The 15439-nt window shown below is 73.3% G+C and carries 12 protein-coding genes and 1 tRNA gene; 10 read left to right on the top strand and 3 right to left on the bottom strand.

All coding sequences use genetic code 11. The features are described from left to right. Positions 1–56: 56 nt before the first annotated feature. Complete coding sequence (locus JX575_RS07340) at positions 57–1229, bottom strand: helix-turn-helix domain-containing protein (protein WP_241005374.1); 1173 nt, start codon at positions 1227–1229, stop codon at positions 57–59. 211 nt (positions 1230–1440) lie between these two features. Between JX575_RS07340 and JX575_RS07345 the strand changes: the two genes are divergently transcribed. Next, entirely contained in the window at positions 1441–2424 is a 984-nt protein-coding gene (locus tag JX575_RS07345; RefSeq protein ID WP_186342654.1) for an alpha/beta fold hydrolase, read from the top strand. A 57-nt stretch (positions 2425–2481) separates the two neighbouring features. Here the strand turns inward: JX575_RS07345 and aceE are convergent, their stop codons facing one another. Further along, positions 2482–5277: a pyruvate dehydrogenase (acetyl-transferring), homodimeric type gene (aceE, locus tag JX575_RS07350; RefSeq protein ID WP_241005375.1), complete on the bottom strand. Its 2796-nt coding sequence runs from the start codon at positions 5275–5277 to the stop codon at positions 2482–2484. 271 nt (positions 5278–5548) lie between these two features. Between aceE and JX575_RS07355 the strand changes: the two genes are divergently transcribed. The 8 genes from JX575_RS07355 to JX575_RS07390 all read left to right on the top strand — a co-directional run bounded on the left by JX575_RS07355 (position 5549) and on the right by JX575_RS07390 (position 13122). Then, positions 5549–5947 carry a DUF3052 domain-containing protein gene (locus JX575_RS07355; protein WP_277395316.1) on the top strand — a complete coding sequence of 133 codons (399 nt, stop codon included), beginning with the start codon at positions 5549–5551 and terminating at the stop codon, positions 5945–5947. Beyond that, the gene (locus tag JX575_RS07360; RefSeq protein ID WP_241005376.1) at positions 5944–7689 is read left to right on the top strand and encodes an AMP-binding protein; all 1746 of its coding nucleotides are present in this window, start codon (positions 5944–5946) and stop codon (positions 7687–7689) included. The genes JX575_RS07355 and JX575_RS07360 overlap by 4 nt, the downstream gene beginning before the upstream one ends. Beyond that, positions 7682–8131: a peroxiredoxin gene (locus tag JX575_RS07365; RefSeq protein ID WP_186342652.1), complete on the top strand. Its 450-nt coding sequence runs from the start codon at positions 7682–7684 to the stop codon at positions 8129–8131. Before JX575_RS07360 ends, JX575_RS07365 begins: the two co-directional genes overlap by 8 nt. A gap of 229 nt (positions 8132–8360) precedes the next feature. Further along, a tRNA-Val gene (locus JX575_RS07370) sits at positions 8361–8432 on the top strand. Between the two features lie 118 nt (positions 8433–8550). Beyond that, complete coding sequence (locus tag JX575_RS07375; protein ID WP_186342651.1) at positions 8551–10083, top strand: AMP-binding protein; 1533 nt, start codon at positions 8551–8553, stop codon at positions 10081–10083. Between the two features lie 57 nt (positions 10084–10140). After that, entirely contained in the window at positions 10141–11259 is a 1119-nt protein-coding gene (locus JX575_RS07380; RefSeq protein ID WP_186342650.1) for a Nif3-like dinuclear metal center hexameric protein, read from the top strand. A 13-nt stretch (positions 11260–11272) separates the two neighbouring features. After that, complete coding sequence (locus tag JX575_RS07385) at positions 11273–12013, top strand: C4-type zinc ribbon domain-containing protein (protein ID WP_186342649.1); 741 nt, start codon at positions 11273–11275, stop codon at positions 12011–12013. Between the two features lie 14 nt (positions 12014–12027). Beyond that, positions 12028–13122, top strand: coding sequence for an FUSC family protein (locus JX575_RS07390; RefSeq protein ID WP_241005377.1), 1095 nt, complete (start codon positions 12028–12030; stop codon positions 13120–13122). Positions 13123–13135: 13 nt separating this feature from the next. Here JX575_RS07390 and yaaA read toward each other — a convergent pair whose 3' ends face one another. Beyond that, positions 13136–13915 carry a peroxide stress protein YaaA gene (gene yaaA / locus JX575_RS07395; protein ID WP_186342648.1) on the bottom strand — a complete coding sequence of 260 codons (780 nt, stop codon included), beginning with the start codon at positions 13913–13915 and terminating at the stop codon, positions 13136–13138. Positions 13916–13966: 51 nt separating this feature from the next. Between yaaA and JX575_RS07400 the strand changes: the two genes are divergently transcribed. Then, positions 13967–15418: an RNB domain-containing ribonuclease gene (locus JX575_RS07400; protein ID WP_186342647.1), complete on the top strand. Its 1452-nt coding sequence runs from the start codon at positions 13967–13969 to the stop codon at positions 15416–15418. Positions 15419–15439: the final 21 nt, after the last annotated feature.

Raw genomic sequence — 15439 nt, forward strand, 5'->3', positions numbered from 1 at the left:
CCGCACGCCGCCGGTCCGACGCCGACGAATCTGACCCCCGGATCCTTGTAGGGTTCCTACAACTCCGTGCGTCCGGACTGGCGTCCCAGGATCAGGGCGAGCTGGAGCGCGAACGCCTCGCGCGGACGCGTCGGCGACCAGCCGGTGGTGTCGGTGATCTGGCGCAGCCGGTAGCGCACGGTGTTGGGGTGCACGAAGAGCGCACGTGCGGTCGCCTCGATCGAGGAGCCCTGCTCGAACCACGCCCCGAGCGTCTCGAGGAGGGTGCCGCGAGCCGCGACCAGCGGGAGGTAGACCTCGTCGACGAGGTGCCGGCGCGCGTGCCCGTCGCCGGCCAGCGCCCGCTCGGGGAGCAGGTCGCGGCTGGCCACCGGACGCGGGGCGTCGGGCCAACCGGTGGCGGCCCGGTGGGCCGACAGGGCGTCGCGGGCCGAGGCGCTGGCGTGGGCGAGGTCGGCGGTCACCTGCCCCACCACCACTGGGCCGTCGCCGAAGTGCTCGAGGAGCCGGGTCGCGGCCGGCAGCGGGTCGCTCACCCCGCCGAGGACGACGACGAGCCGATCACCCTGCGTGGCGCACAGGGCGTCCATCCCGCCGGCGCGCGCCGAGCGGCGTACGGACTCGAAGACGTCGAGCTCCGCCCGGTGCGGAGGCGGCGAGCCCAGCACCACGGCGACGTCGCCGTGGGCTCCCCAGCCCAGCGCGCTCGCCCGGGAGAGCACGGCCTCGTCGGCCTCGGCCCGCACCACCGCGTCGACCACGAGGGCCTCGAGGCGGGCGTCCCAGGCGCCGCGCGACTCCGCGGCGCGGGCGTAGACGGCGGCGGTGGCGAAGGCGACCTCGCGGGCGTAGCGCAGCACCGCGTCGTGCACCTCGCGGGCGTCCTCGGGGTGGAGGAGGGCGTCGATGGTGGTCTCGACGACCCGGATGCTGAGCCGCACCAGCTCGACCGTCTGCTGGAGCGAGATCACGCCGGTCAGCTCGCGCGGCGCGGCGCCGAACACCACCACGTCGAGCGGGTCGTGCGACGACGCCTCGATCTCGCGGTCGTACCAGTCGACGAAGCCGCGGATGCCGGCCTGCACGATCAGCCCGACCCACGACCGGTCCTCGGCGCTCAGGTCGTCGAACCACGGGAGGTCGGTCGACATCCGGGCCGTGGCCGCGGTGCTGAGCGCTCCCGTGGAGTTGCGCAGCGCCTCGGCGGCGCGACGTCTGGAGGCGGACACGGCACGACTGTAGTGGGACCGGCCGGGTAGTGGGATTCCCACGAAGCCCACCCGCGTGGCGCGGGCGGGAGCCGGGTGGGGGGCCGGGTCGGGGGCGGGTGGGGTCGAAGGTCACGAGTCCGCATCGCTGCGGGCGGTGCGGGGTACGTGGACGTCCACTCTGGTTGAATCCGCGACAGTCCGCGCCGCGCGGCCGAGGGGGAGGTCGAGAGTGCCCAGCAACAGCAGCCCGCAGGTCGAGCACGTGACCGTCCACGGCCACCGGCGCGCCTTCGTCCGCGCCGGGTCGGGGCCCGTGGTGCTGCTGCTCCACGGCCTCGGCTGCGACCACACCACCTGGGACCCGGTGATCACCTCGCTGTCGCGGACCCACACCGTGCTCGCTCCCGACCTGCTGGGCCACGGCTCGTCCGACAAGCCCCGGGCCGACTACAGCGTCGGCGGCTACGCCAACGGCATGCGCGACCTGCTGACCGTGCTGGGCATCGACACCGCCACGGTGGTCGGGCACAGCTTCGGTGGGGGAGTGGCGATGCAGTTCGCCTACCAGTACCCCGAGCGGACCGAGCGCCTGGTGCTCGTCGGGTCCGGCGGCCTCGGCCCCGAGGTGCACCCGGCCATCCGCGCGATCACCACGCCGGGGTTCCACCAGGTCATGGGCGTGCTCACCGCACCGGGACTGCGCCACGCCGCCACGACCACCCTGCGCGTGCTCGCCGGCACCGGGGTGTCCCGGCTGCGCGACCTCGACGAGGTCGCCGCGATCTACGACTCGTTCAAGGACCCCAGCGCCCGGGCGGCGATCCGACACGTCGTGCGGGCCGTCGTGGACTGGAGGGGCCAGGTCGTCACGATGGCCGACCGGGCCTACCTCACCGAGGCGATGCCGATGTGCGTCGTGTGGGGCTCCGACGACATGGTCATCCCGGCCCGCCACGCCGGCACCGCCCGCACCCTCGCGCCGACCGCGCGGATCGAGATCATCCCCAACGCCGGCCACTTCCCGCACCGCGACCACCCCGAGCGGTTCGCCAGGATCGTGCGCGACTTCATCCGCACCACCGAGCCCAGCCGGCACGACCGAGACCGGTGGCGCGAGCTGCTGCACGACGGTGCGGCGCTCGCCCCGGCCGAGGCGGCTGCCGGCGACGCGCCCGTCGCGCCGCTGGACGACGTACGCGCGACGCCCGCCTGACCCGGGCGGTGGTCCGGGTCGGGCGGGCGTCGGCGCTTCGCGGACGTCGGCGAGCCGTCAGGCGTCGCCACCCTCCTGCTTGATGTCCTGGGTCGCGGTCGGGTCGTCGATGCGGTAGCGCTGGGCGGCCTCGACGACCTTCTCCACCGGGAAGTCGCCGGCGTCGGCCAGGGCCTGGAGCGCCTGGACGACGACGCTGACGGCGTCGATGTGGAAGAACCGGCGCGCGGCCGGGCGGGTGTCGGCGAAGCCGAACCCGTCCGCACCGAGGACGCGGTAGTCGGCCGGCACCCAGCGCGCGATCTGGAGCGGGACCGCCCGCATGTAGTCGGACACGGCGACGACCGGGCCCTGCACGTCGGCGAGCCTCTCGCTGACGTAGGGGGTGCGGCGCTGCTCGCCCGGGTTGAGCAGGTTCCACTGCTCGGCGGCGGCACCGTCGCGGGCCAGCTCGTTCCACGACGTCACGGACCACAGGTCGGACTGGACGCCCCAGTCCTCGGCCAGCAGGCGGGCCGCCTCCTGGATCCACGGGTAGCCGACGCCCGAGGCCATCAGCTGGACCCGCGGACCCTCGCCGTCGGCGGTGGCGACGCGGTGGATGCCCCGCAGGATCCCGTCGACGTCGACGTCGGCCGGCTCGGCGGGCTGGGAGACCGGCTCGTTGTAGACGGTGAGGTAGAAGATGACGTCCTCGCCGTGGCCCTCGGGCCCGCCGGTGCCGTACATCCGCTGGAGGCCGCTCTGCATGATGTGGGCGATCTCGTAGGCGAACGCGGGGTCGTAGTGGACGACCGCCGGGTTGGTCGCCGCCAGCAGCGGCGAGTGGCCGTCGGCGTGCTGGAGGCCCTCGCCGGTCAGGGTGGTGCGACCCGCGGTGGCGCCGATGAGGAAGCCGCGGGCGAGCTGGTCGGCCATCGCCCAGATCGAGTCGCCCGTGCGCTGGAAGCCGAACATCGAGTAGAAGATGTAGAACGGGATCATGTGCTCGCCGTGCGTGGAGTAGGCCGAGCCGGCGGCCGTCGCCGACGCCACGGCACCTGCCTCGGAGATGCCCTCGTGGAGCATCTGGCCCTGCGCGGACTCCTTGTAGGACAGCAGCAGCTTGCGGTCGACCGACTCGTACTGCTGCCCGCCCGGGTTGTAGACCTTGGCGCTCGGGAACATCGAGTCCATGCCGAAGGTGCGGTACTCGTCGGGCGCGATCGGCACGATGCGCTCGCCGATGCCGGGGTCCTTCATCCAGTCGCGCAGCTGGCGCACGACGGCCATCGTGGTGGCGATCTTGTTCTTGCCCGAGCCCTGCTTGAGCTCGGCGTACATCTCGTCGCCGGGCAGCTTGAGGGACGAGGCGCGGTTGACGCGGCGGGGGATCGAGCCGCCGAGGGCCCTGCGGCGCTCGAGCATGTACTCGACCTCCGGGGCCTCGGAGCCGGGGTGGAAGAACGGGGCGCCGCCCGTCTTCTCGTAGGACTCCTCGAGGTCGCGGTCGCTGATCGGCAGGTAGAGCCGGTCGCGGAACTTCTTGAGGTCGCCCAGGGTCAGCTTCTTCATCTGGTGGGTGGCGTTCTTGCCCTCGAGGGCGTCGATCGTCCAGCCCTTGATGGTGTGGGCGAGGATCACCGTCGGCTGACCGGTGTGCTTGGTCGCGGCGTCGAACGCGGCGTAGACCTTGCGGTAGTCGTGACCGCCGCGCGGCAGCTTCTCGATCTGCGAGTCCGACATGTGCTGGACCATCGCGCGCAGGCGCGGGTCGCCGCCGAAGAAGTGCTCGCGGACGTAGGCGCCGTCCTCGGTGGAGTAGGTCTGGAACGCGCCGTCGGGCGTGGAGTTCATCTGGTTGACCAGGACGCCGTCGACGTCGCGCGCCAGCAGCGCGTCCCACTCGCGGCCCCACACGACCTTGATGACGTTCCACCCGGCGCCGCGGAAGTTGGCCTCGAGCTCCTGGATGATCTTGCCGTTGCCGGTGACCGGGCCGTCGAGCTGCTGGAGGTTGCAGTTGATGACCCAGGTGAGGTTGTCGAGCTCCTCGCGCGCCGCCACGCGGATGGCGCCGAGCGACTCAGGCTCTGCCATCTCGCCGTCGCCCATGAACGCCCACACGCGCTGCTGGTCGGTGCCCTTGATGCCGCGGTTGTCGAGGTAGCGGTTGAAGCGGGCCTGGTAGATCGAGTTGATGGCCGTCAGGCCCATCGACACGGTCGGGAACTCCCAGAAGTCGGGCATCAGGCGCGGGTGCGGGTAGGACGGCAGGCCGGCGCCCTTGCCGTGCTGGACCTCCTGGCGGAAGCGGTAGAGCTGCGACTCGCTCAGCCGACCCTCGAGGAACGCGCGGGCGTAGACGCCCGGCGAGCCGTGGCCCTGGATGTAGACCTGGTCGCCGCCGCCCTCGTGGTCCTTGCCGCGGAAGAAGTGGTTGAAGCCGACCTCGTAGAGGCTGGCCGAGGACTGGTAGGTGGCGATGTGGCCGCCGACCTCGAGGCCCTTGCGGTTGGCCGAGGACACCATCACCGCGGCGTTCCACCGGATGAAGGCGCGGATGCGGCGCTCCACCTCCTCGTCGCCGGGGAACCACGGCTCGCGCTCGGGCGGGATGGTGTTGATGTAGTCGGTCGAGCGCAGCGCGGGAACGCCGACCTGCTTCTCGCGCGAGCGCTCGAGCAGTCGCAGCATGAGGTAGCGGGCCCGGTCGCGGCCGCGATCGTCCAGCATCGCGTCGAAGGACGCGAGCCACTCCTGCGTCTCGTCGGGATCGATGTCGGGCAGCTGGGTGGGCAGACCCTCGTGGATCACCGACGCGATGGCCGGGTTCTTGCTGGACTTCTCGCTGGACTTCTCGGCGTCACTCACCTGCTCATCGTGTCACGGTCCACCGCGCCACGAAATCTACCGGCGGGTAGTCCCATCGTGCGTGCACGCACGCGCCGTCTCAGCCCCGGCCCGAGGCGTCCGGACGGTCGCGGACGTGGCGCGTGGGCACGCGCGACCACCCGGTGGGGGTGGCCCGGGGTTGCGGCGCCTGCCGTGTTCCTGTGGACTGTGCGCACTGCCTGACCACAACGGTCGGGCACCCGGACATGGGAGGCACTGCGTGAGCTCGACGGTGGGCGATTCTGCCCCGGTGACAGGAGCGGGGGACCGGCTGGGCCTCAAGCCCGGCATGGTCGTCCAGGAACTCGGCTGGGACAACGACACCGATGACGAGCTTCGCGTCGCGGTCGAGGACACCATCGACGCCGACATGGTCGACGGCGACTACGGCAACGTCGTCGACGCGGTCCTGCTGTGGTGGCGCGACGACGACGGCGACCTCGTGGACGGCCTCGTCGACGCGCTCACCGACCTCGTCGGCGGTGGCTCGATCTGGCTGCTCACCCCGAAGGTGGGCCGGTCGGGGAGCGTGGACGCGGCCGACATCTCCGAGGCGGCCCCGATCGCGGGCCTCGCGCAGACGACGACCGCGGCAGTGAGCAAGGACTGGCAGGCCACCCGGCTGGTCGCCCCGAAGACCCCCGCGTGACGGCTCGCGCCCTCGCCTCGACCCTGGTGGGCCGGGCGTCGGGCGCCGCCACCACCGTCCGCGTGCTGGGCCGCGCGGGCGTGATCCGCCCCTACGCCCCCCGCACCCTGCTCGACGTCGGGCGCACGGTCGTGCGCTGGGGCACCGGCCCGGCCGGCGGCTTCGCGAGCCTCGCCGCCCGAGCCCCGCACCAGGTGGGGATCGTCGACGAGCTCGGTGAGCTCACCTGGGGCGAGCTGGACCGGCGCTCCAACGCCCTGGCCCGCGCGCTGGCCGATCGCGGCGTGGCCGAGGGCGACGCGGTCGCGATCATGTGCCGCAACCACCGCGGCTTCGTCGAGGCGTCCGTCGCGGCGGCCAAGCTGGGCGCCGACATCCTCTACCTCAACACCGCCTTCGCCGGCCCCCAGCTCGTCGACGTGCTCGCCCGCGAGGCGCCGCGCCTGGTCGTGCACGACGAGGAGTTCACGCCCCTGCTCGCCCGCGCGGAGGTCGAGCGGCGGGTGCTGGCCTGGACCGACGCCCCCACCGACACCCCGGCCGACACCCCGGCTGACACCTCGACCGGCGCCGTCGTGGGGGGCGAGGAGGCCGTCGAGGAGACCGTCGAGCGGCTGGTGACGGCGTACGACGACGGCGACCTGCACCCGCCGGCGCGCCACGCCCGGGTGGTGGTCCTGACGTCCGGCACGACCGGCCCGCCCAAGGGCGCCCCGCGCCGCGAGGCGGGGGTCGACGCGGCGGTGGCGCTGCTCTCGCGGATGCCGCTGCGGGCCGGACGCCGCACCCACATCGCGGCGCCGCTGTTCCACACCTGGGGCTTCGCGCACCTCGCGCTGTCGATGCTGCTCGGCTCGACGATCGTGCTGCGGCGCGGCTTCGACCCGGAGGATGCCCTGCGCACCGCCGAGTCCGAGCGCTGCGAGTCGCTGGTCGTCATCCCGGTGATGCTCCAGCGGATGCTCGCCCTCGACCCCGCCGCCCTCGACCGCGTCGACCTCTCCCGCGTGCGAGTCGTCGCCTCGTCCGGGTCGGCGCTGCCCGCGACCCTCGCGCACGCGTGGATGGACCGCTTCGGCGACAACCTCTACAACATCTACGGCTCGACCGAGGTCGCCTACGCCTCGGTCGCGACGCCGGAGGACCTGCGGGCCGACCCGACGTCCGCCGGTCGCCCGCCCCACGGCACGGTCGTGAGGATCCTCGACGACGCCGGCCACGAGGTCCCGCGCGGCGAGACCGGGCGGATCTTCGTCGGCAACGGCCTGCTCTTCGAGGGCTACACCGGAGGCGGCTCGAAGGAGGTCGTCGACGGGCTCATGTGCTCCGGCGACCTGGGCCACCTCGACGCGGCCGGTCGCCTGCACGTCGCGGGCCGCGACGACGACATGATCGTCTCGGGCGGCGAGAACGTCTTTCCGCGCGAGGTCGAGGACTGCCTCGTCGCCCACGAGGCGGTGGGGGAGGTCGCCGCCGTCGGTGTCGCCGACGAGGACTATGGTCAGCGTCTGCGCGCCTTCGTGGTGCGCACCGGCGAGGTCTCGGCCGACGAGCTGCGCGAGCACGTGCGGGTCAGCCTGGCCCGGTTCAAGGTGCCGCGCGAGATCGTCTTCGTCGACGAGCTCCCGCGCAACGCAACGGGCAAGGTCCTCAGGCGCGACCTGGCCCGGTGGGACGACGAGACGGACGACGAGAAGGACGGCGAGGGACCACGTGACGAGCAACGGACTGTGCATGGGTGAGGCGGCTCCCGACTTCACGCTGCGCGACCAGTTCGGCCAGGACGTGCGGCTCAGCGACTTCCACGGCCGCAAGGCGGTCGTGCTGATGTTCTTCCCGTTCGCCTTCTCCGGCGTGTGCACCGGCGAGCTGTCGGGGGTCCGCGACCGGCTCGACGAGTTCCTCACCTTCGACACCGAGGTGCTGGCCGTCTCGTGCGACTCGGTCTACGCGCTGCGCACCTTCGCCGAGGCCGAGGGGCTCAACTTCCCGCTGCTGTCCGACTGGTGGCCGCACGGCGCCGTCACCTCCGCCTACGAGGTCTTCGACGAGACCAAGGGCGCCCCGCGCCGCTCGTCCTACGTCATCGATCGTGAGGGCCGGCTGCGCTGGTCGGTGCACAACGCGAGCCTCGACGGTCGTGACCTCGAGGAGCACCTGCGCGAGCTGCACGCGGCTCTCTAGCCGGTCTCCAGCCGGGCCTCCGGGCCGCTGCGGTCTAGACCGATCGTCCCCAGATCCGCGATTCGGGGCACCCCCTTGAGGGGGTCGTGTAACGTTCTTCTTGTTGAACCGCTGGTGACCCGAGACGCCAGCGGTTCAACTCATTTCCGGGCACGGTGCCCCCGCGTGAGACGGCCCGCTCCGACGGTTTGCCGAGCGCGGTGCGCGGTCCCGTAGGGTGTGCCACTGCGCGTCGGTAGCTCAGCGGTAGAGCACTCGGTTTACACCCGAGCGGTCGGCGGTTCGAAACCGTCCCGACGCACTCCTTCCACCGGGTGCGTCTCCCGCCCGTCGCGCGGCGGGCTCCGCTCGTCGCGGCCTGCCTGCCGTCCGTCGCGCGGGCCTCGATCGGCGCGCGTGACGCGTGCCACAGTGGGTCCATGATCGTCCCCTTCAGCGTCAGCGACTTCATCGAGCGCGCGGCGGCCGTCTACGGCGAGCGCCCGGGCTTCATCGACGAGCCCGACCAGCCGGCCGAGTCGCTGGGCACGGTGACCTACGCGGAGGCGTACGAGCTGGCCCGGCGCCAGGCGGCCCGTCTCGACGAGCTCGGGCTCGAGGTCGGGGACCGGGTGGCGATCATCAGCCACAACTCGGCGCGGCTGCTCACGTCGTTCTTCGGCGTGTGCGGCTCGGGGCGGGTGCTGGTGCCGATCAACTTCCGGCTGCGCCCCGACGAGATCTCCTACATCGTGTCGCACTCCGGCGCCCGGGTGCTCTACGTCGACCCCGAACTGGTGGAGCCGCTGCGGGGGGTCGACGTGGAGCACACGTTCGTGCTGGGGCAGGACGAGGCGATGTTCGCCGCGCCCGGCGCCGAGCCGCGGGCGTGGGAGCCCGACGAGAACGCGACCGCGACGATCAACTACACCTCCGGCACGACCGCCCGGCCCAAGGGCGTGCAGCTGACCCACCGCAACCTCTGGACCAACGCCGTGACCTTCGGGCTGCACGCCGGGGTGAGCGACCGCGACGTCTACCTGCACACGCTGCCGATGTTCCACGCCAACGGTTGGGGGATGCCGTTCGCGATGACCGGGCTGGGCGTGCCGCAGGTCGTGCTGCGCAAGGTCGACGGCGCCGAGATCCTGCGCCGGGTGGAGCAGCACGGCGTGACCGTGATGTGCGCGGCGCCTGCCGTGGCGGCCGCGGTGCTCGACGCGGCGCAGGACTGGGAGGGCGAGATCCCCGGACGCGACCGCGTGCGGATCATCATGGCCGGCGCCCCGCCGCCCACCAGGACCGTGGTGCGCGTCGAGGAGGAGCTCGGCTGGGAGTTCGTCCAGATCTACGGCCTCACCGAGACCTCGCCCCTGCTCACGGTCAACCGCTGCCGTGCGGAGTGGGACGACCTGTCGGCCGAGGAGCGGGCGGCCAAGCTGGTGCGGGCCGGCGCGCCGGCCATCGGCGTACGCCTGCGCACCGACGCGCAGGGCGAGGTGCTGGCGCGCTCCAACGTGATCCTCGAGGGCTACTGGGAGCGTCCCGACGAGACCGCCAAGGCCCTGGTCGACGGCTGGTTCCACACCGGCGACGGCGGCGTGATCGGCGACGACGGCTACCTCACGATCAGCGACCGCAAGAAGGACGTGATCATCACCGGCGGTGAGAACGTGTCCTCGATCGAGGTCGAGGACGTGCTGTTCTCTCACCCGGCGGTCGCCGAGGTCGCCGTCATCGGCGTGCCGAGCGAGAGGTGGGGCGAGACGATCAAGGCCCTGGTCGTGCTCGCCGACGGCGCCAGTGCCGACGAGGCCGAGCTGATCGCGTGGTGCAAGGACAAGGCCGCGGGCTACAAGGCCCCGACCTCGGTGGAGTTCCGCGACGAGCTCGCGCGCACGGCGACGGGCAAGCTGCAGAAGTTCAAGCTGCGCCAGCCCTACTGGCAGGCGCAGGAGCGCCAGGTCAACTAGCCCCACCGGACGCCCCGCCACCCCCGCCGCCCCGGGGTCGTCGTCTAGCCTGCGCAGATGCCCAGCCTCGCCGACGTCGTCGACCTGCTCCACGCGTGGTACCCGCCCGGCACGGCCGACGGCTGGGACGCCGTGGGCCTGGTGGCGGGCGACCCGACCGCGGAGGTCGCGCGGGTGATGTTCGCCGTCGACCCGACCGTCGAGGTCGCCCGCGAGGCCGTCGCGTGGGGTGCCGACCTGCTCGTCGTGCACCACCCGCTGTTCCTCACGCCGGTCAGCTCGGTCGCCGCGGACACCCCCAAGGGGCGCACGCTGCACACGCTGACCGCGGGCGGGTGCGCCCTGCTCGCCGCCCACACCAACGCCGACCAGGCGTCCTCCGGCGTGTCCGAGGCGCTGGCGCTGGCCCTCGGCCTGCGCGACCTCGCCCCGATCCGCCCGGCACCCGCGCAGCCGCTCGACAAGGTCGTCGTCTTCGTGCCGCTGGCGCAGGCCGACGCCGTCCGCACGGCCATGACCGAGGCGGGGGCAGGCCGACTCGGCGACTACGACTCCTGCACGTGGACCACGACCGGCGAGGGCCGCTTCCGTCCGCTCGAGGGGGCCTCGCCCGCGATCGGCGCGGTGGGCGGCCTCGAGGCGGTCGAGGAGGCCCGGATCGAGGCGGTCGTGCCGCCCGGGCGCCGGACGGCCGTCGTGCGGGCGATGCTCGCCGCCCACCCCTACGAGGAGCCGGCCTACGACGTCGTGTCCCTCGCCGACCCCGGCCTCGCCCCGACCGGCACCGGGCGCACCGGCAGCGTCGAGGAGACCACGCTGGAGCAGTTCGCGGCACGGGTGGCGGCCGCGCTGCCGGCGACCGCCCACGGCGTACGCGTCGCAGGCGACCCGCAGCGGCCGGTGCGCCGCGTCGCGGTGTGCGGCGGGGCGGGCGACTTCCTGCTCGACGAGCTCGCGCACAGCGACGTCGACGCCTATGTCACCAGCGACCTCCGGCACCACCGGGCCGGGGAGTTCCTCGAGCACGGAGGGCCTGCGCTGGTCGACGTCGCCCACTGGGCGGCGGAGTGGACGTGGCTGCCGGTGGTGGAGGCTCGGCTGCGCCGGGCGCTGGACGATAGGGTCGACACCCGGGTCAGCACGCGGTGCACCGACCCGTGGACGTTCCGCCACTGAAGCAGGAGAGCCGTTGAAGGCCGATCCCACCCACCAGGTCGCGCTGCTCGGCGTCGCCGAGCTCGACTCGCGCGCCGCCCAGCTGCGGCACCAGCGAGCCCACCTCCCCGAGCTGGCGGAGATCAGCGCGTTGGAGGCCGAGCGCACCGAGCTCACCGACCGGGTCCGCGACGCGCGCATCGTCGTCGACGACCTCACCGTCGAGCAGGCCAAGGCCGACCGCGAGGTCGAGCAGGTCAAGGCCCGCCGCGAGCGGGACCGCACCCGGATGGACACCGGACAGGTCACCAACCCCAAGGACCTCGAGCGGATGCAGCACGAGCTGGTCTCGCTCGAGCGCCGCATCACCACGCTCGAGGACGCCGAGCTGGAGGTGATGGAGAATCTCGAGGAGGCCCAGCAGGTGCTCGACGGCCTCGGCATCCGCGCCGACGACATCGACGCGCGGCTCGCCGAGCTCGTGACCGCGCGCGACGACAAGCGCGTCGAGATCGACCGCGCCCTCGACGAGGTCACCGCCGCCCGCGGCCCCGCGACCGAGGGGATGCCGGAGGACCTGATGGCGCTCTACGAGCGGCTGCGCGAGCAGAAGGGCATCGGCGCCGCCCTGCTGCGGGCCCGCCAGTGCGGCGGCTGCAACATGGGCCTCGACGCCTCCGAGCTGTCGCGGATCCGCTCCGCGCCGGCCGACGAGGTCATCCGGTGCGAGGAGTGCCAGCGCATCCTGGTGCGCACCGACGAGTCCGGCCTCTGAGAGGACGACGCGTCGTGCGCTTCGTCGACGCCGAGGTGGTCGCGGAGCGCAGTCGCATGTCGTTGCGCGCCCGGGTGGCGCGGCTGCGGGCGAAGGGCTGGGTGATCGGGCAGTGCGCGGTCGCCGCGGGCGTCGCGTGGTGGCTCGCCTCGGACGTCTTCGGCCACCGTCTGCCGTTCTTCGCGCCGATCGCGGCGGTCGTCTCGCTGGGCATGTCCTACGGCCAGCGGCAGCGCCGGGTCGCGGAGGTGACCGTGGGCGTGGCGCTCGGGGTCTTCCTCGGCGACGCGACGACCCACCTGATCGGGTCGGGCGGCGTGCAGATCGCGCTGATCGTGGCCGCCGGCATGTCGATCGCGCTGCTGCTCGACGCGGGGCAGCTGTTGGTCATCCAGGCGGCGGTGCAGGGCATCGTGGTCGCGGCGCTCGCCCCCGCCCCGGGCGAGGCGTTCCTGCGCTGGACCGACGCGATCATCGGGGGAGCGGTGGCGCTCGTGGCGGCCACCGTCGTGCCCCGGGCGCCGCTCCGCAAGCCGCGCGACCAGGCCGCGGTGGTGGTGCGCAAGATCGCCGAGCTGCTGCGCTCCAGTGCCGACCGGCTCGGCGACGGCGACGTCGAGCGGGCGCTGGCCGCGCTGCGCGACGCGCGCTCCACCGACGTGCTCATCGCCGAGCTGCGCGCCGCGTCGGAGGAAGGGCTGTCGGTGGTGAGCTCCTCGCCCTTCCGGCGACGGCACGGCGAGCACCAGCGCCGGCTCGCCGAGCTCGTCGAGCCGCTCGACGTGGCGCTGCGCAACACCCGGGTCGTCGTGCGCCGGGTGGCGGTGGCGTGTCACCGCCGTGAGCCCGTGCCGGCGTCGTACGCCTCCCTGACGCGCGACTTGGCCGCGCTCTGCGACCGCGTCGCCGACGAGCTCGTCTCCGACCGGATGGCCGCCGCCGTCATCGAGGACCTGATCTCGCTCGGGTGCGCCACGGCGCAGGTGGAGCACAGCGACGACCTGTCGGCGGAGGTGATCCTCGCGCAGGTGCGCTCGATCATCGCCGACATGCTCGCGCTCTGCGGGATGGACCCGCTCGAGGCGACCGACGCGATCCCGCTGCGCTAGCTGGACATCACAACTAGACGGCGGTCACGACGACGTCGAGCTGGGTGCCCTTGGCGGTCGGCTCGCCGACCTCGACGGTCCAGCCGAGCCGGGTGAGCGCGTCGGCGAGCGCGCGCGGCGTGCGCGGGTTGGCGCCGTCCTCGAGGAGGGCCCGGACGATCCGGCCCTTGGTCGCCTTGTTGAAGTGGCTGACGACCGTGCGCCGGCCGTCGGCCTCGTGCAGCACGCGCACGGTCGCGACGCGGCGGGCCAGTGACGCGTCGGGGCGCCAGAAGGCGGCGTAGGTGCCGGAGCGCAGGTCGACGAGCAGCCCCGCGCCCAGTGCCTCGGTGACGGCGTCGCCGAGCATCTCGCGCCACGCCCCGGCGACCGACCCGGTGTCGGGCAGGGACGCGTCGCCGGAGAGCCGGTAGGCCGGGATCCTGTCGCCCGGGCGCACGAGGCCGAACAGCGCGCTGGTGACGGCGACGCGCGACGTGGCGCGCCGGCGGGCCGCGGGGGAGAGGGTGGCGAGGTCGAGCGCGTCGTAGAGCACGCCCGTGTAGACGGCGTCGGCGCGGGCGGTCGGGGCGTCCACCAGGTCGGCGTTGCGCTGCACCAGGTCGCGCTGGGCGGGACCCAGGCCGAGCACGGCGGCCGCGGCCTCCGGGTCGTCGCGGCAGAGGCGTACAAGCGACTCGAGCAGCGACGCGCGGGTCGGGGTGAGCGACGGGGACGACAGCGCGTCGAGGTCGAGGGGCTTGCCCCGGCGCGGAGCGGTCTTGCCCTCGCTGGGTGGCAGCAGGATCAGCACGGGCGCAAGCGTAGGCAGCGCCGCTGCCGGCCGCACGGCTAGGGTGCGGGCATGCCGAGCAACCGCGTGGTGAAGGTCCGATCGACGGGCGACAGCGTCACGGCGCAGGAGATGCGCGACGGCATCGCGGCGATCCAGCAGGAGCTCGAGGTGTCGGCGGCGTTCCCCGACGCCGTCGAGCGCGCCGCCGCCGAGGCGGCCGCCTCGCCGCGGCTGCCCGAGCTCGACCGCACCGACATCCCGTTCGTGACGATCGACCCCGAGTCGGCCCGCGACCTCGACCAGGCGATGCACATCGAGCGCGACGGCACCGGCTACGTCGTGCACTACGCGATCGCCGACGTGGCGGCGTTCGTCGCGCCGGGCGACCCGGTCGACGTCGAGGCCAACCGTCGCGGCGAGACGCTCTACGGCGCCGACTCCAAGATCCCGCTGCACCCGCCCGTGCTGAGCGAGGGTGCGGCGTCGCTGCTCCCCGACGAGGTCCGCCCGGCGCTGCTGTGGACCATCAAGGTCGACGAGACGGGCGAGGGCACCGACGTCGACGTGCAGCGGGCGCTGGTCCGCTCGCGCGCCAAACTGTCCTACGAGGGCGTGCAGGCCGAGCTCGACGCCGGCAAGGCCTCCGACCTCGTCGGCCTGCTGCGGGAGGTCGGGGAGCTGCGCCTGGCCCGCGAGGCCGCCCGCGGCGGGGTCTCGTTGCCGCTGCCCGAGCAGGAGCTCGTCGAGAGCGAGGGCGGCCACTGGGAGCTGGAGTTCCGGCGACTCACGCCGGTCGAGACGTGGAACGCGCAGATCTCGCTGCTCACCGGGATGGCCGCCGCGTCGCTGATGGTCTACGCCCGCACGGGCATCCTGCGCACCCTGCCGCCGGCCGACCCCCGCGACGTGCAGCGCCTCCACCGCACCGCCCGCGCGCTCGGCATCGCCTGGCCGGCCGAGCAGCTCTACCCCGACTTCATCCGCACGCTCGACCCGTCGACGCCGACGCACGCGGCGATGATCGTGGCGTGCACCCGCCTGCTGCGCGGCGCCGGCTACGTCACGTTCAACGGAGAGCTGCCCGAGCAGGCCCAGCACTCCGCCCTCGCCTCGGAGTACGCCCACGTGACGGCGCCGCTGCGCCGGCTCGTCGACCGCTACGCCGGCGAGATCTGCGTGGCGCTGTGCGCGGGCACCGAGGTGCCGACCTGGGTGGTCGAGGCGATGGCCGGCCTGCCCGACGCGATGACCGAGTCGGGCCGCCGGGCCAACCGCTACGAGAACGCCGTCGTCGACCTCTGCGAGGCCGAGCTGCTCCACGAGCGGGTGGGCGAGCGCTTCGCCGCCGTCGTCGTCGAGCTCGACGACAAGAGCAGGCAGAAGGGCGACATCACCATCCAGGATCCCGCCATCGAGGCCCGGGTCATCGCCACCACCGACCTGCCCCTCGGCGAGGAGGTCACCGTCGAGCTGGTCGAGGCAGACCCGCGCACGCGGAAGGTGGCGTTCCGCCTCGTCTGAGGCCCGGCTGTGGAGAGCGGG

The sequence above is a fragment of the Nocardioides sp. zg-1228 genome (assembly GCF_017086465.1).
In the GTDB taxonomy this organism is placed as follows: Bacteria; Actinomycetota; Actinomycetes; order Propionibacteriales; family Nocardioidaceae; genus Nocardioides.

Excerpts from the sequence above, each read along its gene's own strand:
- JX575_RS07365 (WP_186342652.1), top strand. The coding sequence starts at position 7,682 with ATGGGTGAGGCGGCTCCCGACTTCACGCTGCGCGACCAGTTCGGCCAG.
- JX575_RS07375 (WP_186342651.1), top strand. The coding sequence starts at position 8,551 with ATGATCGTCCCCTTCAGCGTCAGCGACTTCATCGAGCGCGCGGCGGCC.
- JX575_RS07400 (WP_186342647.1), top strand. The coding sequence starts at position 13,967 with ATGCCGAGCAACCGCGTGGTGAAGGTCCGATCGACGGGCGACAGCGTC.
- JX575_RS07380 (WP_186342650.1), top strand. The coding sequence starts at position 10,141 with ATGCCCAGCCTCGCCGACGTCGTCGACCTGCTCCACGCGTGGTACCCG.